The following is a 20,530-nucleotide window of genomic DNA, read 5'->3' on the forward strand; positions in this document are numbered from 1 at the left end:
GATATCCACCCGGCGGACGGTGGCGCGCAAGGCGTAGTCACTCGTCTGCGGCGCCAGCCTGGCAGTATGGACGTGGCGATGCCTGACACGGGGACGGACGGAAGGTGGCCATGTCGCTGCAGGAACACGCTTTCGCCGACGTCGCTGATGTGCGGGAACGGCTTCGCGTGACCGGATACCTCGCGGACGAGGCGATTGCCACCACGGTCTTCCTCGCGGATCGGCTGCGTAAACCGCTGCTTGTGGAGGGGCCCGCGGGTGTCGGTAAAACCGAGCTCGCGAAGGCGCTGGCGACCGCGGTTGGCGCCGAGCTCATTCGGCTGCAGTGCTACGAAGGGCTTGATGAAGCTCGCGCACTGTACGAATGGAACTACAAGAAGCAACTGCTGCGCATTCAGGCCGGATCGGGAGACGGCGGCGCCGAGGGTTGGCAGCAGGCCCACGACGACATCTTCAGCGAGGAGTTCCTGCTCTCCCGGCCGCTGCTGACGGCGATCCGCCGCCAGCAGCCGACGGTGCTGCTCGTCGACGAGACCGACAAGGCCGACGTCGAGGTGGAAGGCCTGCTGCTGGAGGTGCTGTCCGACTTCCAGGTGACGATTCCGGAGCTCGGTACCATCAGCGCCACCCGCCGTCCCTTCGTCATCCTGACCTCCAACGCGACGCGGGAGCTGTCCGAGGCGCTCAAGCGGCGCTGCCTCTACCTCAACCTGGACTATCCCTCGGCCGAGCGGGAGAAGGAGATCGTGCTCTCCCGGGTGCCCGATCTCCCGGAGAGGCACGCCGAATCGTTGGTCCGGATCGTCCGCGCGTTGCGGGCGATGGAACTGAAGAAGGCGCCCTCCATCGCCGAGACCATCGACTGGGGTCAGACCGTGCTCGCGCTCGGATTCGACACGTTCGACGAGGCCGCCGTCGCCTCGACCCTCGGCGTCGTCCTCAAGCACGCCAGCGACCAGGCCCGAGCCATCAGTCACCTCAAGCTCGGCGCGAACTGAACAGCCCGAGCCGAACCCATCGAACTGATCGAATTCATCGAACCGATTGCCAGCTGACGGCCGTCGCCACGGCCGCACGTCCACGAGGGGGCGCCGGCATGAATCTGCTGGACCGCACCGTCGATTTCACCGCGGCGTTGCGCCGGGCCGGTGTCCCGGTGAGCAGCGCTGAGACCGTGGATGCCGCCAGGGCCGTCGGCGCGCTGGGCTGGGCCGAGCGGGACGCCGTCCGGGCGGCATTCGCGGCGACCCTGTGCAAGCGGCCACTGTACCGGCCGGCTTTCGACACTCTGTTCGACCTGTACTTCCCGCCCCGGATCGGGGACGGGGTGTCGCTGGACGACCTGGACGACCTGGACGACCTGGACGGCGACCCGGCCGGGGCGGCGAACGGCGCGGCGGCGAACGCCGGCGTCGACCCCGGCGAGCTGTCGCCCGAGCAGCTGGAGGAGCTGCGTCAGGCGCTGCGCGACCAGTTGCTCGACGCGCTGCGCGACGGCAACGACGAGGCGCTGCGCGCGCTCGCCCGGCAGGCGGTGAGCGCGTTCGGGTCGGCGCGCGGCAGCTCCGCCCGCTCGTGGTTCATCTACCGGGTGCTGCGGATGATGTCGGCGGAGACCCTCATCGTCGATCTGCTCGCGGCGATGCTGGCAGATTCCGAACGTGGCGGACTCGCCGAACGGGCCGCCCGGCAGACCATCACCGACCGGATCCGCGAGTTCGAGGAGATGGTGTCCACCGAGGTGCGGCGGCGGATGGCCGAGGAACGCGGCCTCGATGCGGTCGAGCGCACCGCGGTGAAGCCGCTCAGCGACCAGGTCGAGTTCCTGCGAGCCTCCCAGCGGGACCTGGTGGAGCTGCGCAGGCAGGTCTACCCGCTCGCCCGGCGGCTGGCGACCCGGCTGACCGCGCGGCGCCGGTTCGGCCGCATCGGCCGGCTGGACTTCCGGCGCACGGTGCGGGCATCGCTGGCCACCGGCGGCGTACCGGTGGAGACCAGGCACCGCCCGCACAAGCCGCACAAACCCGAGCTGGTCGTGCTGTGCGACGTCTCCGGCTCGGTGGCCTCGTTCGCGCATTTCACCCTGATGCTGACCCATGCGCTGCGCGAGCAGTTCGCCAAGGTCCGGGCGTTCGCCTTTATCGACACGACCGACGAGGTCACCAGGTACCTGCGTGGCCTCGACCTCGGCGACATGATGGCCCGCATCTCCGGAGAGGCGGACCTCGTCTGGTTCGACGGGCACAGCGACTACGGGCATGCCATCGAGGTCTTCGCCGAGAAGTACCCCGAGGCGGTCGGTCCCAAGACGTCGTTGCTGATCCTCGGCGACGCCCGGAACAACTACCGACCGACCTCGGCGACCATCTTCAGGCGACTGTGCTCGCGGGCCCGGCACTCCTACTGGCTCAACCCGGAGCCGCGCAGCTACTGGGGCTCGGGCGACTCGGCGACAAACGTGTACGCCGAGCTCGTTGACGAGATGGTGGAGTGCCGCAACATCGAGCAGCTCCAGGCGTTCATCGGGCGGCTTCTTCCGTCCTGACGGGTCCGGCAGGATCAGCCGCGGGCGAGGGCGGCGTCAACGATCGACTGTGCCTCCGTGATGACCTCGTCGAGATGTCCGGGGCCCCGGAAGCTCTCCGCGTAGACCTTGTAGACGTCCTCGGTGCCGGAGGGCCGGGCGGCGAACCAGGCGTCGTCAGTGACGACCTTCNCCCCGCCGATCGCCGCGCCGTTGCCCGGCGCGTGCGACAGCGCGGCGGTCACCGGCGAACCGGCGAGCGTCGTCGCGCTGAGGCTCTCCGGGGTGAGCGCGGCCAGGNTNTTCTTCTGCGNNGGGGNGGCNGGCGCGTCGNCCCGCCGGTAGGCCGGGGCACCGTGGACATTGGTGAGCTCCCGGTACAACTGCCCGGGGTCCCGGCCGGTGACCGCCGTCATCTCGGCGGCGAGCAGGCAGGCGATGATCCCGTCCTTGTCGGTCGTCCACACCGCGCCGTCGCGGCGCAGGAACGACGCGCCCGCGCTCTCCTCGCCGCCGAAGCCCAGGTTCCCGTCGGTCAGGCCGGCCACGAACCACTTGAAGCCCACCGGCACCTCGACCACGTCGCGGCCGAGGCCCACTCCGACCCTGTTGATCATGCTGGAGCTGACCAGCGTCTTGCCGATCGCCGTCCCGGTCGGCCAGCCCGGGCGGTGGCCGAACAGGTAGGCGATGGCCGCGGAGAGGTAGTGGTTCGGGTTTAACAGCCCGGCCGTGCCGGTGACGATGCCGTGCCGGTCGGCGTCGGCGTCGTTGGCGAGGGCGACGTCGAACGAGCCGGCCAGCCGCACCAGGGAGGCCATCGCGTACGGCGACGACGGATCCATCCGGATCCTGCCGTCCCAGTCGGTCGTCATGAAGGCGAAGGTCGGGTCGATCGTGGTGTTCACCACGTCGAGGTCCAGCTTGTACCGCTCGGCGACGGCCTGCCAGTACACGAGGCTCGCCCCACCGAGCGGGTCGACGCCGATGCGCACCCCGGCGCCGCGGATCGCGTCGAGATCGATGACGTCGCCGAGGTCCGCGACATAGGCGCCGACGTAGTCGTGGACCACGGCGGCGGCGCGCGCCTGCGGGTACGGCACCCGGGCCACGCCCGCGAGGCCACCGTCGAGCAGGGCGTTCGCGCGATCCTGGATGACCTTGGTGACGCCGGTGTCCGCCGGACCGCCGTGCGTCGGGTTGTACTTGAACCCGCCGTCGGCGGGCGGATTGTGCGACGGCGTGACGACGATGCCGTCGGCGAGGCCGCGCGCCGGGCCGGTCGCGCCGGTGGCGCCGGTGGTGTCCGTCCTGCCCGTCCTGTTGCTTGGCGTGCGCTCGCGGTTGTGGCGCAGGATCGCGTGCGAGATCACCGGGGTCGGGGTGGCCTCGCCGTCCGGGGCGATGCATACCGTGACGCCGTTCGCGGCGAGGACCTCCAGGGCGCTCGCGAGCGCGGGCGCCGACAGTGCGTGCGTGTCGATCCCGACGAACAGCGGTCCGTCGACGCCTGCCTCCTTCCGGTAGTCGCAGATCGCCTGGGTGGTGGCCAGGATGTGGTCGGCGTTGAAGGAGCCGCGCAGCGCCGAGCCACGATGACCGGACGTGCCGAACGACACCCGCTGGGTCGGATCGGCGGGATCGGGATGGATCTCGTGGTAGGCGGCGAGCAGGCCGTCAACGTCAACGAGATCCTCGGGGGCGGCGGGTTGCCCCGCACGCGGACTGGTCGGCATGGGCGGGGCCTCCTCGCGGGGGGGACGGGGCCGGCCTGCGGCCTGTGGTCAGCCTAGCCGGGTGGGCCGTTCCGGGACTGGCCCGCTTGCGGCGGGCACGGCGGTGGGCGTGAGACCGATGAGCGTGAGGCGCCGGTGGGTGTGAGGCGCCGGTGGGTGTGAGGCGTCGGTGGGTGTGAGGCTTTGTGGCACATCTCCCGCCGGGCTGCGCCAGACGGGCACGTGCGGTGATGCGGGGTTAGTGTCCGGTCGTGCGCCTCGGTGTCATGGGTGGGACCTTCGACCCCGTCCACAACGGGCACCTCGTCGCAGCCAGTGAGGTGGCCGCCCTGTTCGATCTGGACGAGGTGGTCTTCGTGCCGAGCGGGCAACCCTGGCAGAAGATCCATCGCAAAGTCTCCGCCGCCGAGGACCGCTATCTGATGACCTTCCTCGCGACGGCGGGGAACCCGCAGTTCACGGTCAGCCGGATCGAGATCGACCGGGGTGGCGCCACCTACACCATCGACACCCTGCGAGACCTGCGTGCGGCGCGACCGGACGACGAGCTGTTCTTCATCACGGGGGCGGACGCGCTCGCGCAGATCTTCACCTGGCGTGACCACCGCGAGCTGTTCGAACTGGCCCACTTCGTCGGCGTGAACCGGCCCGGTTACCACCTCGCGCTGGACGCCGGCCTCCCGACCGGCGCCGTCAGCCTGCTGGAGGTCCCGGCGCTGGCGATCTCCTCGTCCGACATCCGGGAACGGGTTGGCCGCCGGGCGCCGATCTGGTACCTCACCCCAGACGGGGTCGTGCGCTACATCGCCAAGCGGCGTCTCTACCAGGGTGCTTCCTGACCCGCCGAGCCGTCCGGACGGGCCACCGGGCCAGGCGATATCTCGATTTTTCGGCCCGTCATGGACGCGAGGAGTGCCCTGCCCGCGCGTCGATGTGTCACGCTGGATGCAGCCGTCCGGCCCCGGATGGTGCGCGAGGCAGCCGAAGACGGATGCCTCCCGCCCGTCACCACCCTGGAGAACCCGAGCGTGACCGCTTCCCCGCGAGCCGTCGAACTCGCCCTCGCCGCCGCGCAGGCAGCCGCCGACAAGCTCGGCCATGACCTGCTCATCCTCGACGTGAGCGATCGGCTGGCCATCACCGACTGCTTCGTGCTCGCATCCGCGGGCAACGAGCGGCAGGTCAAGGGTATCGTCGACGAGATCGAGGAGCACCTGCGCCGGCTGGGAGCCAAGCCCGTCCGGCGGGAGGGAGAGCGGGAGGGCCGCTGGGTCCTGCTCGACTTCGTCGACGTGGTGGTGCACGTGCAGCGGGACGAGGAGCGGGTCTACTATGCCCTCGAACGGCTCTGGAAGGACTGCCCGGTGATCCCGTTCGTCGACGCGGCGGTCGGGGTCGCGGTCGGGGCCGGTGTCTCCTCGGGGTCCACCGCGGCGAGCGGCGGCTCGGGCTCGGGGGTGGCCGGGCCCGGTACGGCGACCCCACGGTGAGGCTGCTGCTCTGGCGGCACGGCAGGACCACCTGGAACGACGTCGGCCGCTTCCAGGGGCACGCGGATCCGCCCCTCGACGCCACCGGGCGTGCCCAGGTCGCCGCGGTGGCCCCGGTCATCCAGGCGATGCGCCCGGAACTCGTCGTGTCGTCCGACCTGCAACGTTGCCGGGACACCGCGGCGGCGCTCGGCGTGCCCTTCCGCTCCGACGCGCGGCTGCGCGAGATCGATCTCGGCGCGTGGTCCGGGCTGACCGCTGCCGAGGCGGCCCAACGCTTCCCCGCGGAGGATCGGGCCTGGCGGCGCGGGGATGACGTGCCCCGTGGCGGTGGCGAAACCTACCGGCAGGTGGCGGAGCGGGCCGGCACGGTCTTCGACGAGGTCCGGGCCGAGGGGTTTCCGGCCGAATGGGACGGTCTCGTCGTGTTTGTCCTGCACGGCGGTACTGCCCGGTCACTGATCGGTCATGTGCTCGGCCTTCCACCGGAGTTCTGGTGGCACTTCGGACCGCTCGCCAACTGCCGGTGGTCCGTCCTGCGGCTCGTCGAGGGTGGGTTCCGCCTGGTCGAGCACAACGCGGGGCCGCTGGCTGGTAAGGTCGGGACCGCCGGATCGGGGCTAACCGAGACGCTCCTGCCGAGCCAGGGGGCGCCGACAGCAGCCGACACGGAGCCTGTACACTTGCCGAAGTAGTCCATCAGGACAGGTTTGGTGCCCGGGTGGGGTACAAGACCGGATTTGCTCGGGTCTGATATAAAATGAATAGCAGTTGGGGCTGTGGCGCAGTCTGGTAGCGCATCACACTGGCAGTGTGAGGGTCAGGGGTTCGAATCCCCTCAGCTCCACCCTAGAGTTGTTGTTAGAACCCTTGCCCCAATGCCACTGACGCTAAGTCGATCGAGCTGCGGGTTCAGCGGGTTGGCGAACCTGATCGTGGGTGGCGCATTGTGCTGGGTGCCGCGTTGGCCGGGTGATGTCGGCGGCGAGTGGCCGCAGCACACGGTGATGCTGGTCATCAGGGGGGAAAAACCGGGTCGGTGACGACCCGGTCGCGGATGATCATTACGGTGCGCGGGAACTTGATCCGGTCGGGGTCGATCCCGGCGGCGGTTGCGGCCCGACACCTCAGGGCGCTGATCGCGTGGTGGGTGAGCAGGTAGCCCCAGATTTCCTGGTAGACGGTGTCGGGGTGCTTGGAGCGCAGGACCTTCCCTGGGCCGCGTAGGTAGGTCTTGGGCTGCTTGTTGCCGGTTTCGATGTGCCAGTGGCCGCGAGCAGCGCGGCCCCGGCCTGGGCGAAGCTGAGGCTGGTGAGGGCATAGACGCTCTCCCGGGAAGCCGGCCGTCCTTTCTCCCGGCGCCAGCGGTGCGGACGGATCGCCTGGACCGCGTGTCGAGATTCGCGCGGACCGTGTGCAGAGCATCGGCCGTGACCAGCACGTTCGTCAGGTCCAGCGGCCGCAGTAACCGACGGAACACCGCGGTCTCGTTGGTCTTGGCCTCGACCTCGACCTGGGCGAGTAGCCGTCCGTCGCCGTGGCTGGCCACGCCGACAAGGTGCACCTTGGACCCGTCAGCGCGCTTCGCGTGCCGGCTCGTCTTCCCGTCGAGGGCGACCGCCGACTCCACCGGCTGGCAGCCGTGGCCCGGATCCACCGGGGCAGCGGACGGTTCGGTTCGCTGGTCGGTATCGTCCCCCTGCTCGGCGGGCGGGTCCGGGTCCAACGGCGGATCGAGCAGAGCCACGGCGAGCTCACCGTCGTCCACGGCCTGAAGGAAGCAGTGGATCGTCGCCGTGCTCGGCAGCCGCCATCCGGCGAACGGGTCCCAGGGCAGCCGCAGCCGCGCACGTTCGGCGCCGCTGGTCCGCGCCAGCCACGCCCGGACCGCCGACACCCGGTGGTGCCCCGCAGCCGTCAGCGAGCACAGCCACACCGCGGCCAGGCACAGCCACGAATACACCCGCCCCCGCGTCGACCGTGGATCGGTCACCCGATCCAACCGCTCCCAGATTCCCTCACGCGACACCTCGCCAGCNCCCGGCACACCGGCGGCATCGCGCGACAATGCGCCCACAGGCACGCCGCACTCCAGACCACGAGGACTTCAGACATCCCAGTGATCTACAAGCGGCGTGCCTGCTTCTTCGCCTACGACACGTGGCCCAGCCGTGCCCACAGCCCAGCGCAAAACCCCTCTACCGTCACCGATCACCCGAAACGGAAGGAACGCCTATTCCCGTCAAACCGCGTTCGTGCAAGAGTCCTGAACCGGACCCACGCCACCACCCGCTCACAAGGCGAACGAGGATTCGCGGTCCTCAAGAACTGGCACATATTCGACCGTTTCCGTGGCTGCCCACGCCGCGTCGGCACCTTCGCCCAGGCCGTCCTCGTCCTCGCTAGCGAGGGCCATTAGAACAACCAACTTTGAAAAGGCTCAATGACTCTGTCATGTCGGTTTCCACACGGTGGCGCCCGCAGCTGCGAGAACCCGAGCAGGCTCGGTGTCGATGCCGCGGGCGCCACCAGTGGCCAGCACTGCCTGGCCGTTCAGGCGAAATTGATCTTTGTCGCTTGTTCTTTGTTCTTTTTGGTGTTATGGCGTTATGGCCGTTGGCTCGGGGATGGAATCATCGGTGAACGTGCCACCATTTTCGACGTTGATGACGATTCCCATCGGCCTCTCCATTTACCTGCTCGGTGAACCGGATCGCAATCACCAATGTCGATTATGAATCTGATGGCAGGTGCAAGAAATTTTCATCAGTACGCGTCGGCCCGGCTATCTATGGCAATCGTATCGCGGCATGCTATCCGGAGATGNCCGGCTTGCCGNGCGGCAGNCCCTTCCCGCCGGTCTCGGTGAACATGAGGTCGAGGTACAGGTAGACCGCGACCGCGATGAAGGCGAACACGACGTAGCCGCCGGCGTGGGTGAGGGCGGTGCTGGTGTTGATGGTGCCGAGTAGCAGCAGCACCAGCGCGACGTCAACGAGCCCGAGCAGCAGAGTGTAGCTGCTGGGCAGGCGCAGGGTGGCCACGGTGAACAGGACGATGGTGACCAGCCAGCTGATGAGCCACAGCTCGGTGCTCCTGGTGGCCTGATCGGCGGGGNTGTTGTACCAGTTGTGGCCGAGACCGAGGACGAACGCGGCGTAGCTGCCGTAGAACCCGAAGAACACTGCGAACAGGCTGGCCGCGGCGTTCTGCCCGAGCGCCGCCGCCCAGATCGCGGAGATCAGGAGACCGACGGTGGTGGCGGTCATGATAACGGGTATGGCTGCGCCGGCCGCGGCGGGCGGAAGCCACCCGGTGTCGACCAGCCCGAGGCCGACGGCCCCGGCGATGAAGGTGGGGATACCGATCACGCCCGGGTTGCCGCGCAGCGGGCTGAGGGGCGGCGGAGTGGGTAACGCCTCGGCTTCGTTTGGTAACGGCTGTGAGTGGGTGGCGACGGTGGCGCTGTCAGTGCTGGTGGTCATCGGGATCATCCTCCTGAAGGGGCCGTTTCCGAGGCGGCCCGCCGTGTGTACTGCGGGTGCAGGGGGTGGAGGAGGGCCGGACGTGCCGTGGGGGACTACGCCGTCCCCGTCCTATGTCGGTGAGGCAGTGTCCGGCCTTCCCAGTTTTGCTGGGGTTGCTTGCCGTCGTGTCACGCAGCGGGCTACGCGAAACGAACGCGGGGTTTAATAATGCCTTCCTCCTTGGTTTCCTTCAACCTGAAGGCGCATTCGACTTCGTCAAACCCGAAATCTTGATCGTCATCGCCAGTGTGATGTCCATAAACGTTTGCTGGGTCGGGAGGCGCCGGGTGGGGCTGGCGCTGCCCGGGGGCGGGATGTGCACTGTCGGTACCGACGTGTGTGACCGGTGCCGGGAGGTGGGCGTATGGCACAGCGTGTGCGGGCGCGGCGGCTGACCGGGGAGGAAAGCCGCCAGGTGCAGGCGATCGTGCGGCGGGGGACGCACTCCTCGGTCCGGGCCCGTCGGGCGACGATCATCATGGCATCGGCCGGCGGGACGACGGTGCCGGCGATCGCCCGGCTGGTTGCCGCTGACGAGGGCACGGTCCGGGATGTGATCCACCGGTTCAACGAGATCGGTCTGGCCTGCCTGGACCCTCGGTGGGCCGGAGGCCGTCCCCGCCGGATCAGCTGTGAAGACGAGGCGTTCATCATCGCGNTGGCCCGGACCCGTCCCACGAAACTGGGGCGGCCGTTCACGCACTGGAGCCTGCGTAAACTCGCCGACTACCTGGGCGACAACCCCGACCGGGTCGTCACCGTCGGCCGGGAACGGCTGCGTCAGCTCTTGGGCCACCACCGGATCTCCTTCCAACGGACGAGAACCTGGAAGGAGTTCACCGATCCGGACAAGGAGGGAAACTCGACCGGATCGAGTACCTGACCGCCACCTGCCCGAACCGCTGCTTCGCCTTCGACCAGTTCGGCCCGGTGCGCACCGTCGTCATCGCCAGCTCCGACCACCCCAACCACACCGTGCTCGCCCGCGAACCGCAGGCCTACCCGCGCGGGCGCAACGCCGACGGCCCGCTACCCCGCCCGTCTTGGCCGCGCAACGCCGCGAACGCGCCCGCGTCCGCTCTGAACGCCAGCAACGCTGGGGACGCCCCGCACCCAAGCCGCCTAACCCAACCCAGCGAACATTTATGGACACCGCGCTAACGGTCGGCGTGTGCTTGGTGCTCGTGGCGCCCCGGCCACAGTGGTCGGCGGGACATCTCTGAACGTATGGAGGAGATCCTTGCCAGCGAGGCGGCATCCATCAGAAACTCCCGAGGGGACTGACGCCTTCAGACGTCAGGGGAACTGGAGGACGCGCTGCGTACCCATTTCGCGCTCTGATGTCGTGACGCCGCCAAGGTGTGTCCGACAGGACGCGGCGGCACCCCGGACACCCCGGTCGACACCCCGACCACCGCGGCGAGCTCGTCGGCGGTCTCCGCACCATCGGCGATCACCTGGCTGCCGACGCCGTCGGCGAAGCGGACGAGGGCGTCGACTCGTTAGGCATGGTACCCTCTCGGACCCGTATGTCCGTCTACAGAGAGTAGAAACGATATTTCTCGGAGTTGTCTCGGTGATGTCGATGGCCGCTCCGCGGGCGGGTGGCGGGCCGCCGGGCTGATCCGGGTCGGCTGGAGCGCATCCGGTCCGGATCAGCCCGGATGCGTGCCGACGGTGTCGCGGAGCTCGGCACCGAGGCGGCCGTCCGAAACCCGGGCACAGTGGGCGCAGCAGAAGAACCGCCCGGATACCTCGACGCCGTGCCCGATAATGCGGCAGTCGCAATGTTCGCAGCGGGGGGCAAGTTTTGCCACAGCGCATTCAAAGCAGTCAAAGGTGTATTTCTCGCCACTTATAACCTGCACCTCGAACGACATCCAGTAGTCGTTACCGCAGGTGTCGCACCTGGCCATCGTCCCGCCCCCTCTCGCCGGTCCCGACGTTAGACCGGGTGGATGCTGATCGCATCTTCCGCCCTCGGTATGTTCATCATGTCGATCGATGGGAACGGCGGGCCGATCACCCGGTAGCTGCCCAGGTCGTCAGGACCGGTGGCGCCCGTCGCGGATGGTCGGGCGGNCTGCCGGCCGGCCGCGGCTGGCCTGCCTCATCGAAAACTGCGACCGGAGCGAGGCGACAGGAGCGGGATGGATCTTCAGCTGGCGGGCAAGGTGGTGCTGGTGACCGGCGGCTCGAACGGGCTGGGAGCCGCCCTGGTGCGGACGCTGGCCGCCGAGGGGGCGCGGGTGGCCTTCTGCGGGCGCGACGAGACGCGGCTGCGGGAGGTCGCCGGGCAGGCGCAGGCCGGCGGTGGCGAGGTTCTCGCCGTACCTGCCGATGTGACCAGCATCACTGACCTCGAACGTTTCGTCGCCACCGCCGTCGACCGCTGGAACGCCGTCGACGCCCTGGTGAACAACGCCGGCGCCAGCGCGGGCGGTACGTTCGAGAACCAGACCGACGAGGTCTGGAACGCCGATCTGGAGCTGAAGCTGCACGCGGCGATCCGGGCCTCCCGGCTGGTGTTGCCGTACCTGCGGCGCGCGGGCGGTGGCGGCATCGTGAACTCACTGTCCGTGGCGGCCAGAGCCCCCAGCGCCGGTTCCACCCCGACCTCCGTCACCCGGGCCGCGGGCCTCGCGCTCACCAAGGCCCTGTCCAAGGAGCTCGGCCCGGACCGGATCCGGGTCAACGCGGTGCTGATCGGCCTGGTGGAGAGCGGGCAGTGGGATCGGGCGGCGGCCCGAGAGAACATCACGGTCGACGAGCTGTACGAACGGATGGGGCGGACCTCCGGAATCCCGCTCGGTCGGGTGGGCCGGGCCCAGGAGTTCGCCGATCTGGTCGCGTTCCTGCTCTCCGCGCGGGCCGCCTACATCACGGGTGCGACGATCAACCTCGATGGCGGCCTCAGCCCGGTAGCCTGACGGCAGACGGCCGGCCGATCAACCGGCGCGCGGGGTTTCGACCGGGTCCACCGCCGGGTCCGCCGCCGGTGTGGTTGCCGGTGTGGTTGCCGTCCCGACATCGGGAATCGACGGTGTCGCGCAGGCGTCGCGGCGATGTATTCCTTCGGCCTGGTCTGGTCCGTACCGTGGGTGCGGTGTCCCGGAAACCGCCGCCAGCACGTTGGCATCTCGCCGTGCCGGGTGTCGTCGCGCTGACACTGGTCATTGTCGTCCAGCTGGTGCACGGTTTCGCGGGCTCGTCCGGCGTCTCCGGCAGCGTCTCTGACAAGGCAGTGCCGCGACGTTTCGCTGCCGGCTCGGGAATATCGACCGCGGGCTCCTCCTGCGTCTCACCGCGGCCGGCGGTCCCGCTGCTCTCGGGGGCACATTCCCTGGTTCTGGGTGGAGTCCGTCGCTACTACCGGTTGACACTGCCGGTGGGTCACGACGGGCGTCACGCCTATCCGTTGATCTTCGACTTCCACGGTTTCAAGGCCGATAAGGAGTTGGAAGAGCAGCGTTCCCGCATGGGCGCCCTGGGCGGCGACCGCGGTTTCATCGTGGTGACCCCGGACGCGTTGGGGACACCACGACGCTGGAACACCCTCGGGGAGCCGGGTAAGGCGGATGACTTTGGTTTCGTGAATGCTCTGCTGGATGATCTGGATGCGCGGTTCTGCCTGGACGACCGTGCTGTCTACGCCGCCGGGCATTCCAACGGTGCCGAGTTCGCCGCCGCGCTGGTGTGCAGATCCGGTCGATTCGCGGCCGTGGCGATGGTCTCCTCGACGTTCGAGGTCCGCTGCCCGCCCGGACGTACCCCGGCGACCATGGCCGTGCACGGCACCGCCGATCCGTCCGTGCCCTATGCGGGTGGCGCGGTGGCGGGCGGACCCGCGCACATCTCGCCGGCTCCGGCGGTGATCCGCGCATACGCCGACCGTTACGGCTGCAATCCGACGCCGGTGCTGACCGAGCCCAGAGGCGAAGTGATCATCCTGCGGTACGTCGACTGCCTCGGGGGTGCCGAGGTTCGGCTCGACACGGTGACCGGGGGCACGCATCTGTGGCCGGCCAGCCCGGAGGCCCGCCGGGACCGGTCCGACTCGGCCGCCGGCCGGTCCTTCGACGCCACCGGCGCGATCCTGGACTTCTTCACCGTGCACCACATGGATCATTCNCCCGTCATGCCGCCGCGGGTAGCCCTGGTGAGCAACTCGCCCCGCCGTGGGCCGGACCTTCGTAGGCTGGCGGGGTGACCGATCGCCTGTACTTCCGTCAACTGTTGTCCGGCCGCGACTTCGCCGTCGGCGATCCGGTCGGTACCCAGATGGTCAACTTCGTCTACCTCGTGGGTGACCGCGAGACCGGCGAGGCCTTGGTCGTCGATCCCGCCTACAAGGTCGACGACCTGCTCAACCTGCTGGCCGCCGACGGTATGCGGCTCACCGGCGCGCTCGTCACCCACTACCACGCCGATCACATCGGTGGAAACGCGTTCGGCCTGGAGATCGAGGGTGTCCGCCAGTTGCTCGGCCGGCAGANCGTCCCGATTCACGTGAACCGGGCCGAGGCGGAGTGGGTACGGCGGGCGACCGAGGNCTCCNCGGCCGNTCTGGTCGNGCATGACGACGACGATGTGGNGNCGGTCGGGGAGATCCCCGTGCGGCTGCTGCACACCCCTGGCCACACCCCCGGCAGCCAGTGTTTCCTCGTCGACGATCGGCTCGTTGCCGGAGACACCCTGTTCCTCGAGGGCTGCGGCCGGATGGACCTGCCCGGCGGCGACGCGGGACTGATGTACGACAGCCTGCGTCGGTTGGCCGCGTTGCCGGACACCACCACCGTCTTCCCCGGCCACCAGTACTCTCCGCAGGCGTCGGAGGACCTTGCGGTGGTCAAGCGGATGAACCACGTCTTCCGGCCGACGAGCGCCCAGCAGTGGAAGGCGATGCTGGGCCTGTCCTGAATCCCGCGGTCGACCGGGTCGCCGCCGGGAAGACCCTCGTGTTTGCGGAACCGCATGGTCGACAAGGCGAGGAGCCCCGTATGACAGCCCCGGTCCGTGCCGCCGTCCTGCAGCTCGGCTGTCCCGACGAGGAGAACGCGGCGGACCGGGTGCGCAGGGTGCTGGGGGAGATCCGGCAGACCCAGGCGGACCTGGTCGTCCTCCCCGAACTATGGGTCACCGGCTATTTTCACTTCGATCGGTACGAGGCGGAGGCGGAGGCGTTGACCGGGCCGACGGTCACCGCCCTGCGGGAGGCCGCCCGGGAACGCGGATGCCACCTGGTGGCCGGCAGCATCGTGGAACGGTCCGCCGACGGACGGCTTTTCAACACGACCGTGTTGATCGGTCCGGACGGGATGATCCGGCATGCGTACCGCAAGGTGCACCTGTTCGGCTACGGCTCCGCGGAGGCCCGGTTGCTGACGCCGGGTGCCACGGTCGGAACCGTCCCCACCGAACTCGGCATCGTCGGGCTGGCGACCTGTTACGACCTCCGGTTTCCCGAGCTGTTCCGGCTGCTGGCCGAGGGCGGTGCCGAGATCGTGGTGGTGGTATCGGCCTGGCCGTTGGCCAGGCTGGACCACTGGCGCGTGCTCACCCGGACCCGGGCCATCGAGAACCAGGTGTATCTCGTCGCCTGCAACGCCGCGGGCCGCCAGGCGGGCCGGGAGATGGCCGGGGCGAGCGTCGTCGTCGATCCGTGGGGAGAGGTGCTCGCCGAGGCCGGCCCGCGGCCCACCACGGTGCGCGCGGAGCTGGACCCGTCCCGACCGGCCGCCGTTCGTGCCGAGTTCCCGGTGCTCACGCATCGCCGGCTCGGGGTCGACCACCAGAACCGGCTTGACCCCGCGCATCTGCTCGACCTGGCCGGGCGTGGCAAGGCCTTTCTTGACTTCTGGCGAGAGCGGCACCTGTGCAGCCTGACCACCGTCCGGCCGGATGGCAGCCCGCACGTGGTCGCCGTCGGCGCGACACTTGATCCGGCGGCGGGCATCGCCCGGGTGATCACATCGGCCCGGTCCCGCAAGGCCCGTCTGATCGCGGCGGGACCGGCCCACGGCACCCCCGTCGGGCTCTGCCAGATCGACGGCCGACGCTGGTCGACGCTGGAGGGACTGGCCGTGCTCCGGGATGATCCGGCGAGTGTGGCCGACGCCGAGTTCCGCTATGCGCAGCGTTACCGCGCGCCGCGGGCCAATCCCCGGCGTGTCGTCGTGGAGGTGCGGATCACCCGCGTGCTCGGCAGCGTCTGACCCTCAGGACTCGATCGCCGCGGTGATGCCGACCAGCAGCCATTCCAGCCCGTCGGCGAAGTCCTCCTGCGCGTCGTCACCCATGATCGTCATGTTGCCCGGACCCAACTGCGCGAGGAAGGGATAGTCGCCGGTGGCGATCAGGCCGCGGAGGTAGGTGGTCAGCTCGACCTTGTCGACGTCGGTCCGGGAGTGGAGGTCCCGCGCCCGCAGTTCGGCGAGAACGTGCCCGATCGTGTACGTGTCGACCGCGCGCAGAATCGCGATCTTCCGGCGAGGTGGCACGGGCAGCCTGGCGACCGCTGCGGCCGACTGCTCGGCGTGGCGCAGCGCGTTCGGTCCGTAGTGCGGCCGTCCGGCGAACGTGGTCAGCATCCAGGGATGGCGCAGGCAGCTGGCCCGGGTCTGATGGGAGATGGCACGCAGGGCGTCGCGCCAGTCGGCGGGCAGCGGGTCGGGGACGAGGATCTCGGCAGCGATCCGGTCGCTCATCAGATCGAGAAGATCGTCTTTGCGGGCGATGTGGGAGTACAGGCTCATCGGCCGGACGCCGAGAACTGCCGCGACCCGGCGGATAGAGACGGCGTCGAGTCCTTCCGTGTCGGCCAGGGTGATCGCCGCGTCGACGATGGCCTCCCGGCTCAGCCGGGGCTTCTGGCGCGCTACGGGCCGGGTCCACAACAGGCCCTTCATCGGGCTGTCGCATTCCTCGACGTGCGGCGGCGCCGTCGGGGGAGCGGTCGGTAGCGCCGTCGGGGGAGCGGCCGGGCGGGCGGGAGACGGGGCGAAGCCGGTCGCAGCCGCGGGCTTCAGGCGACGTTGGGGCGTGTGCGGCCCGCCCGGGTCGCCCGACCCGGCGGTTGTGACGGGCCCGTCCGGGTCGGTGCGGGAGATCAACTCCGGGGCGGGCGCGGCGGGNGGGNCGGCCGGNGNCGACGGGNCGTTCCACGCTCCCCTCGATCCGCACATACAGCGAGGTTACGTGGTCAGCGAGATTACACGGTCGGGTCCGGCGGCTACACCGTACGGACAAAGGTACGGCGTAGCGAAAGCGATACGGTGTATCGTCGGCGGGGTGCGGCTCGACCAGGACTATTCCCGGGCGCCTGGTCCGACTCGCCCCAGTTCGCGGCGGATGATCCTGCTCGGGTCGTACGGAGGTTGTGATGGCAGCGCAGACCCAGGCGCCCGCCGCGGCGGGCGGGGGCATGACGGGCGGTAGCGGAGATCGGCTCGATCCGGCGCTGATCCGTCTCGCCGGGATCGTCCTCGTCGGTGCGGTCGTGGTGCAGCTCGATGCGACGATCACCTCCGTGGCGATCAACACCCTCGCCCGATCCTTCAACGTCGGAATCTCGACAATCCAGTGGGTGAGTACCGGTTACCTGCTCGCGCTCGCCATGGTGATCCCGGTGACCGGCTGGTCAGCCGAGCGGTTCGGCGCCAAGCGGATGTGGCTGCTGTCGCTGGTCCTGTTCCTCGTCGGCTCGGCGCTGTGTGGGGCGGCATGGTCGGCCGGCAGTCTCATCGCCTTCCGGATCGTGCAGGGCCTCGGCGGCGGCCTGCTTCTGCCTCTGATGCAGACGATCATCGCGCAGGCGGCCGGGCCGGAACGGCTGGGCCGCCTGATGGCGGCGGNGGGGGNGCCCGCGCTGGTCACTCCCGTGCTCGGGCCGGTCATCGGCGGGCTGATCGTCGACGATCTCGACTGGCGTTGGATCTTTTTNATCAACGTGCCGGTCTGCCTGATCGGGCTGGTCCTGGCCTGGCTGGGGATGCCGGATGTGCGGACTCCCGGGCGGCATCGCTTCGACGCTCTCGGGTTCGCGTTGCTGTCCCCGGGGCTGGCCGCGATCGTCTACGGCTTCTCCGTGGCCGGCCGGCAGGGTGACTTCACGGGTGTGCGGGTGATCGTGCCGCTGGCCCTCGGCGCGGCCCTGCTCGTTCTGTTCACGGTGCATGCCCTGCGGACCGCCGTCGAACCGATCATCGACCTGCGGCTGTTCCGGTCCCGGGCCTTCGCCGGTTCATCGGGGATGATGTTCCTGTTCGGGATCTCGCTGTTCGGGGCGATGTTCCTGCTGCCCCTGTACGAGCAGCAGGCCCGTGGCCGCAGTGCCGCCGCCGCCGGCCTGCTCCTCGCCCCGCAGGGGTTGGGGATGATGATCGCCCTGATTGTGCTGGGCCGGGTGGCGGACCGGCGCAGCCCGCGGTTGTTCGTTCTGGTCGGCCTTCTGCTCAGCGCGCTGGGATCGGTTGCGTATACACAGGTCGCCGCCGACACCAGCGAGGTGCTGCTCGGGGTCTCCCTGACGGTCCGCGGCATCGGGCTGGCCATGGCGCTCATCCCGGTGATGTCCTCTGCCTACCACGGGCTGCGCCGGGAGGAGATTCCGCGCGCCACCTCCGCGGGGCGGATCTTCCAGCAGATCGGCGGCTCACTCGGGACGGCCATCCTCGCCGTGGTGCTGTCCCACCAGATCACCGGCCGACCCGCCGGGACCGGACCCGCCGATCCGGTGGCGCTGGCCGGCGCCTTCGGTACGGCGTTCTGGTGGACCCTCGGGTCCACGGTCCTCGCCGCACCGTTCGCCTTTCTGCTGCCGGGACGGCCAGCCGGCGCGGAGCAGCCCGCCCCGTCAGGCCCGCCGGTCGAGCTCCCGCGGCCGGCCGGGGCCGTCCCCACCCGTCGCCGGTCGGGCGACCACGGGGAGCTGAAGAGCCATGAAACTTCTCCCGGCCGCCGCGCCGCCGTCTCAGGGGCCGAGGGGAACCGCCACGATGGTCGGGAGTACCGGGTCCCCGCTCCCCGTGGCGGCCGAGGCGGTGGCCAGTGGCGCGGATGACGCCGGCAGGCCCGGCCGCGTGGACAGGGGAGCCGCCCCGGCGCGGCGCATCGCTCGCCGGCCCCGAGGAGTCTTTCCCCAAGGCTTCGCGATGGACAGCACCGTCGCCGTGATGAACAGGACGTTCATCACACTGGCGCCGAGGATGATCGCGACGGTCGGAGCCGCGTAGGCGACCTCCCCCCCATCCGTCGCATGTCCGGCCCGCACGACCAACGGGCGCATCATGGAGCTGCCGAGTATCACGGCAACGACGGTGATGACGAGTTTTGTCGCCACCCACCAGTGCCGCAGCAGTCCCCACCTCGTCTTTACCGAGATCACCACCCCGGTGGTCAGGGCGAGTAGAGCGAGCGGGATATTGAGGACCCGGTCAACGACGTGCATGAGCTCATATGCGGAGTGCCGAAGACCGGCATCGGCCGCTGCGGTCGAAGCCAGGACGAGCTGCGCGAACGCCACGCCATTCCAGCCGACACTCACCAGCACATGCACTGCCAACAGGGCGGTGCGCATTGGTTTACGCAGGTAGCGGTACCGCTCGCGCATGGTGGGTCCGGCCGCCGAGGCGCCGGCCGTCGGGGCCACGGCAGGTACGGGATTCCCGGAATCGGCTGTCTGCGCAGGATCGACCGTCGGCTCCGGATCGCGCGGTGACGCCGGGTTTGCCGGTGCCGCCGGACCGGCAGGCGTCGCGCTGGCGGCCGGGTCGGTGCCGGCAGCTGGGTCCGTGCTGTCCGCGGTCTCGAGCGGCGTCGAACCGGCCGCGGTGGGCACCGGTCCGGCGGGGGATGCGGTCATGCGGACGTCTCGGGCAGATTCATCGTCCGATTCTCTCCGTCACTGGATCATCAAGTGAGACGATTGTCAGGCGTCCTGGGCTGGCTCTCCGAGTAGCGGATCGAAATAGTACAGCCAATCGGTTGGCCCGGTCTGGCATAGGTGACCAGAAGCTACTTCCACAATTTAAATGCAACCACACCCGGACCGCGTTCGGATCATGGTATAGAAAGATTGATCATCGGCGGTGTGGGNTTCCCTGCGCCGCCACCTTCACGTCTGGTCGATCGACGGCTCGACCCGTGCGCAATCCACACGCACGGGACCGGTCCACTCCACGGCGGCCCGCGGAGGGCGGGCTGCGGCAGGTGACCTCGGTGGGGAGCGGGCCGGTCAGGCTGGTGGGATCCGAATCCCTGACCCGGGTCAGGGATTCGGGGTGGGACCGTCCGGTTCGGTCTGCTCGGCGAGGAAACGCTCCAAGGCATCGCCGAGTTCGTCGGCGGTCGGCAGCGGCTGGACGTCGTCCGCGGCCGGCAGGCTCGGCCCGCGCCGTCCGCGCTGGTAGGCGTCGTACTGCTCTTCCAGGGCGCTGACCAGCGCGGCGGCCTCACCGCCCCTGGCGATCTGGCTGTCGACCTCGTCCTGGATGGCAACCGCGGCGGAGCGCAGCCCGTCCAGCGGGAGCAGGAGCCCGGTCGCCTTCGACACCGAGGTCAGCAGGACCTCGGTGGCCGCCGGATAGGTCGTCTGCGCCAGGTAGTGCGGGACGTGAGCGGCGAAACCCATCGCATCCCGGCCTTCCCGCCCGAGCTCGAATTCCAGCAGGTGGCCGGCGCTGCCGGGGACCTGTAGCCGGCGCAGCCAGGGCTCGTACCCCACGATGAGGTCCTTACGGGTCGCGTGCGCGCTCACCACCAACGGGCGGGTGTGCGGCACCGCCATCGGAATCGCGTTCAGCCCGACCGTCAGACGGACGCCGAGCCGGGCCACGAGGCCTCGCAGCGCCACCGTGAACCGCTTCCACTGCAGATCTGGCTCAGGCCCGGCCAACAGCAGGAACGGAGTGCCTGCCTCGTCCCGCAACAGGTACAGCGCGAGGACGGGATCCTCGTAGCTCTCCCAGCGATCCTCGGAGAAGACCATGGTCGGCCGGCGGGACCGGTAGTCGAGCAACTGGTCGATGTCGAAGGTGGCGAGTAGCCGGTGGTCGAGCGCGGTCATCAGGTGCTCGCCGGCCAGGCTGACCGCGCTGCCAGCGTCAACCACCCCGGTCATCGCCTCCAGCATGACGGGACGGCCGAGATCGATCGAACCGCCGGCCAGGTCCTCGGCAAGATCGTAAAGTGCATCGGGATCAAGCACGGGTTGAGGTCCTCCTTACGCCACGGGTCGCGTCCGTCGTCAGGAAG

18 protein-coding genes, 1 tRNA gene and 2 pseudogenes are annotated in these 20,530 nt (G+C 69.5%); 12 read left to right on the forward strand and 9 right to left on the reverse strand.

The features are described 5' to 3' along the window. The first annotated feature begins 110 nt into the window (after nucleotides 1–110). Nucleotides 111–998: a MoxR family ATPase gene (locus ALLO2_RS05145; RefSeq protein ID WP_023840545.1), complete on the forward strand. Its 888-nt coding sequence runs from the start codon at nucleotides 111–113 to the stop codon at nucleotides 996–998. A 98-nt stretch (nucleotides 999–1,096) separates the two neighbouring features. Beyond that, on the forward strand, nucleotides 1,097–2,545 hold the full coding sequence (locus ALLO2_RS05150) for a VWA domain-containing protein (RefSeq protein ID WP_011435674.1): 1,449 nt from the start codon (nucleotides 1,097–1,099) through the stop codon (nucleotides 2,543–2,545). 14 nt (nucleotides 2,546–2,559) lie between these two features. On the opposite strand, the gene pgm is transcribed toward ALLO2_RS05150, so the two are convergent. Continuing rightward, complete coding sequence (gene pgm / locus ALLO2_RS05155; RefSeq protein WP_035730045.1) at nucleotides 2,560–4,260, reverse strand: phosphoglucomutase (alpha-D-glucose-1,6-bisphosphate-dependent); 1,701 nt, start codon at nucleotides 4,258–4,260, stop codon at nucleotides 2,560–2,562. 251 nt (nucleotides 4,261–4,511) lie between these two features. Between pgm and nadD the strand changes: the two genes are divergently transcribed. From nadD to ALLO2_RS05175, 4 genes are all read left to right on the forward strand, one after another. Next, nucleotides 4,512–5,099, forward strand: a complete 588-nt coding sequence (gene nadD, locus ALLO2_RS05160) for a nicotinate-nucleotide adenylyltransferase (RefSeq protein ID WP_011435676.1) — start codon at nucleotides 4,512–4,514, stop codon at nucleotides 5,097–5,099. Between the two features lie 189 nt (nucleotides 5,100–5,288). Further along, nucleotides 5,289–5,750 (forward strand): ribosome silencing factor, encoded by a 462-nt coding sequence (gene rsfS / locus ALLO2_RS05165; protein ID WP_035730177.1) that lies wholly within the window; start codon nucleotides 5,289–5,291, stop codon nucleotides 5,748–5,750. Then, complete coding sequence (locus tag ALLO2_RS05170; protein ID WP_011435678.1) at nucleotides 5,747–6,445, forward strand: histidine phosphatase family protein; 699 nt, start codon at nucleotides 5,747–5,749, stop codon at nucleotides 6,443–6,445. Before rsfS ends, ALLO2_RS05170 begins: the two co-directional genes overlap by 4 nt. Nucleotides 6,446–6,523: 78 nt before the next feature. Then, a tRNA-Ala gene (locus tag ALLO2_RS05175) sits at nucleotides 6,524–6,597 on the forward strand. A gap of 170 nt (nucleotides 6,598–6,767) precedes the next feature. Here ALLO2_RS05175 and ALLO2_RS26920 read toward each other — a convergent pair. The 3 genes and pseudogenes from ALLO2_RS26920 to ALLO2_RS05185 form a co-directional block, all read right to left on the reverse strand. Next, a complete protein-coding gene (locus ALLO2_RS26920; protein WP_035730048.1) occupies nucleotides 6,768–7,175 on the reverse strand; it encodes a hypothetical protein in 408 nt (135 codons plus the stop codon). A gap of 370 nt (nucleotides 7,176–7,545) precedes the next feature. Further along, a pseudogene (locus tag ALLO2_RS28055) lies at nucleotides 7,546–7,833 on the reverse strand (transposase family protein); the annotation flags it as partial. 730 nt (nucleotides 7,834–8,563) lie between these two features. Continuing rightward, nucleotides 8,564–9,235: a GPR1/FUN34/YaaH family transporter gene (locus ALLO2_RS05185; RefSeq protein ID WP_035730050.1), complete on the reverse strand. Its 672-nt coding sequence runs from the start codon at nucleotides 9,233–9,235 to the stop codon at nucleotides 8,564–8,566. Nucleotides 9,236–9,641: 406 nt separating this feature from the next. On the opposite strand from ALLO2_RS05185, the pseudogene ALLO2_RS05190 reads away from it, so the two are divergent. Then, nucleotides 9,642–10,395, forward strand: a pseudogene (locus tag ALLO2_RS05190) (helix-turn-helix domain-containing protein); the annotation flags it as partial. 171 nt (nucleotides 10,396–10,566) lie between these two features. Here the strand turns inward: ALLO2_RS05190 and ALLO2_RS26190 are convergent. Together ALLO2_RS26190 and ALLO2_RS24000 are read right to left on the reverse strand one after the other, a co-directional pair. After that, nucleotides 10,567–10,734, reverse strand: a complete 168-nt coding sequence (locus tag ALLO2_RS26190) for a hypothetical protein (RefSeq protein ID WP_157902431.1) — start codon at nucleotides 10,732–10,734, stop codon at nucleotides 10,567–10,569. Between the two features lie 198 nt (nucleotides 10,735–10,932). Further along, nucleotides 10,933–11,193: a hypothetical protein gene (locus tag ALLO2_RS24000; protein WP_023840550.1), complete on the reverse strand. Its 261-nt coding sequence runs from the start codon at nucleotides 11,191–11,193 to the stop codon at nucleotides 10,933–10,935. Nucleotides 11,194–11,427: 234 nt separating this feature from the next. Between ALLO2_RS24000 and ALLO2_RS05195 the strand changes: the two genes are divergently transcribed. The 4 genes from ALLO2_RS05195 to ALLO2_RS28060 all read left to right on the forward strand — a co-directional run bounded on the left by ALLO2_RS05195 (nucleotide 11,428) and on the right by ALLO2_RS28060 (nucleotide 15,492). After that, nucleotides 11,428–12,207, forward strand: a complete 780-nt coding sequence (locus ALLO2_RS05195; protein ID WP_011435683.1) for an SDR family oxidoreductase — start codon at nucleotides 11,428–11,430, stop codon at nucleotides 12,205–12,207. A 176-nt stretch (nucleotides 12,208–12,383) separates the two neighbouring features. Continuing rightward, on the forward strand, nucleotides 12,384–13,487 hold the full coding sequence (locus ALLO2_RS05200; RefSeq protein WP_330218937.1) for a PHB depolymerase family esterase: 1,104 nt from the start codon (nucleotides 12,384–12,386) through the stop codon (nucleotides 13,485–13,487). Beyond that, nucleotides 13,484–14,197, forward strand: a complete 714-nt coding sequence (locus ALLO2_RS05205) for an MBL fold metallo-hydrolase (RefSeq protein ID WP_035730056.1) — start codon at nucleotides 13,484–13,486, stop codon at nucleotides 14,195–14,197. The genes ALLO2_RS05200 and ALLO2_RS05205 overlap by 4 nt, the downstream gene beginning before the upstream one ends. A gap of 80 nt (nucleotides 14,198–14,277) precedes the next feature. Next, the gene (locus ALLO2_RS28060; RefSeq protein ID WP_011435686.1) at nucleotides 14,278–15,492 is read left to right on the forward strand and encodes a nitrilase-related carbon-nitrogen hydrolase; all 1,215 of its coding nucleotides are present in this window, start codon (nucleotides 14,278–14,280) and stop codon (nucleotides 15,490–15,492) included. Nucleotides 15,493–15,495: 3 nt separating this feature from the next. On the opposite strand, the gene ALLO2_RS05215 is transcribed toward ALLO2_RS28060, so the two are convergent. Then, nucleotides 15,496–16,389: a TetR/AcrR family transcriptional regulator gene (locus ALLO2_RS05215; protein WP_232234893.1), complete on the reverse strand. Its 894-nt coding sequence runs from the start codon at nucleotides 16,387–16,389 to the stop codon at nucleotides 15,496–15,498. A 269-nt stretch (nucleotides 16,390–16,658) separates the two neighbouring features. On the opposite strand from ALLO2_RS05215, the gene ALLO2_RS05220 reads away from it, so the two are divergent. Beyond that, the gene (locus ALLO2_RS05220; RefSeq protein WP_035730059.1) at nucleotides 16,659–18,338 is read left to right on the forward strand and encodes a DHA2 family efflux MFS transporter permease subunit; all 1,680 of its coding nucleotides are present in this window, start codon (nucleotides 16,659–16,661) and stop codon (nucleotides 18,336–18,338) included. On the opposite strand, the gene ALLO2_RS05225 is transcribed toward ALLO2_RS05220, so the two are convergent. Together ALLO2_RS05225 and ALLO2_RS05230 are read right to left on the reverse strand one after the other, a co-directional pair. Next, on the reverse strand, nucleotides 18,249–19,139 hold the full coding sequence (locus tag ALLO2_RS05225; RefSeq protein ID WP_023840553.1) for a hypothetical protein: 891 nt from the start codon (nucleotides 19,137–19,139) through the stop codon (nucleotides 18,249–18,251). The two genes, ALLO2_RS05220 and ALLO2_RS05225, sit on opposite strands and share 90 nt — an antisense overlap. Before the next feature lie 405 nt (nucleotides 19,140–19,544). Next, on the reverse strand, nucleotides 19,545–20,483 hold the full coding sequence (locus ALLO2_RS05230) for a proteasome assembly chaperone family protein (protein ID WP_011435691.1): 939 nt from the start codon (nucleotides 20,481–20,483) through the stop codon (nucleotides 19,545–19,547). Nucleotides 20,484–20,530: the final 47 nt, after the last annotated feature.

It is taken from the genome of Frankia sp. Allo2 (assembly GCF_000733325.1).
Classification (GTDB): Bacteria; Actinomycetota; Actinomycetes; order Frankiales; family Frankiaceae; genus Frankia; species Frankia casuarinae.

Coding starts and splice junctions, on each gene's coding strand:
- ALLO2_RS05145 (WP_023840545.1), top strand. CDS start 111: ATGTCGCTGCAGGAACACGCTTTCGCCGACGTCGCTGATGTGCGGGAA.
- ALLO2_RS05150 (WP_011435674.1), top strand. CDS start 1,097: ATGAATCTGCTGGACCGCACCGTCGATTTCACCGCGGCGTTGCGCCGG.
- ALLO2_RS26920 (WP_035730048.1), bottom strand. CDS start 7,175: ATGCTCTGCACACGGTCCGCGCGAATCTCGACACGCGGTCCAGGCGAT.
- ALLO2_RS24000 (WP_023840550.1), bottom strand. CDS start 11,193: ATGGCCAGGTGCGACACCTGCGGTAACGACTACTGGATGTCGTTCGAG.
- ALLO2_RS05195 (WP_011435683.1), top strand. CDS start 11,428: ATGGATCTTCAGCTGGCGGGCAAGGTGGTGCTGGTGACCGGCGGCTCG.
- ALLO2_RS28060 (WP_011435686.1), top strand. CDS start 14,278: ATGACAGCCCCGGTCCGTGCCGCCGTCCTGCAGCTCGGCTGTCCCGAC.
- ALLO2_RS05225 (WP_023840553.1), bottom strand. CDS start 19,139: ATGACCGCATCCCCCGCCGGACCGGTGCCCACCGCGGCCGGTTCGACG.